General features: G+C 69.6%; 1 protein-coding gene. It reads left to right on the forward strand.

Translation table 11 applies throughout. The features are described 5' to 3' along the window. Positions 1-108 precede the first annotated feature (108 nt). Positions 109-861 (forward strand): IS256 family transposase (locus C6N31_RS42290; RefSeq protein WP_198359628.1); only part of this gene is annotated, 753 nt, incomplete at its 3' end.

An 861-nucleotide genomic window follows, 5' to 3' on the forward strand; every position in this document is an offset into this window, starting at 1 on the left:
TCCACCTGATCAGGGGGTTTGCGCCTGATCATCGGGGTGGTGCCGGGACGTAAGACGGCCATCGGCTGATTCTTCGAGATGTCGAGTCGCGAAGAGGAGTTCAGCACGATGACCGCACCTGAAATTGTGCCCCTGGCTGGCCTGTTGGAGGAGAACCTTGCCTCGGCGAGTCCGGATTTTTTGCGGGCGATGGTGAAGACCTTCGCCGAAGCGTTGATGTCCGCGGACGCCGACGCGGTCTGCGGAGCGGAGTACGGGCAGGTCAGCGACGAGCGCGTCAACCAGCGCAACGGCTACCGGCCCCGGTCGTGGGACACCCGCGCCGGCACCGTCGAGCTCGCGATCCCCAAGATCCGCTCCGGTTCGTACTTCCCTAGCTGGCTGCTGGAGCGTCGTCGCCGGGCCGAGCAGGCGCTGGTCTCGGTGGTCGCCACCGCCTACCTGCTGGGGGTCTCGACCCGCCGGGTCACCAAGCTCGCCGAGTCTCTCGGTGTCACTCAGTTGTCGAAGTCACAGGTCAGCGAGATGGCCAAGCACCTCGACGCCCGGGTGGCGGAGTTCCGCAACCGCCCGCTGGACGCCGGACCCTACACGTTCGTGTGGCTGGACGCGCTGACGCAGAAGGTCCGCGAGGGCGGCCGGGTCGTGAACGTGCACTGCCTGGTCGCGGTCGGCGTCAATGCCGAGGGCCAGCGCGAGGTCCTGGGCTTGGACGTCGCGGCCGCCGAGGACGGGGCCGGGTGGCTGGCGTTCCTGCGCGGCCTGGTCGCCCGCGGCCTGACCGGGGTCCAGCTCGTCGTCTCCGACGCCCACGCCGGCCTGGTCGAGGCGATCGGCGCCGCCCTGCCGGGCACCGCCTGG

The organism is Streptomyces fildesensis (assembly GCF_016107395.1).
Taxonomy (GTDB): domain Bacteria; phylum Actinomycetota; class Actinomycetes; order Streptomycetales; family Streptomycetaceae; genus Actinacidiphila; species Actinacidiphila fildesensis.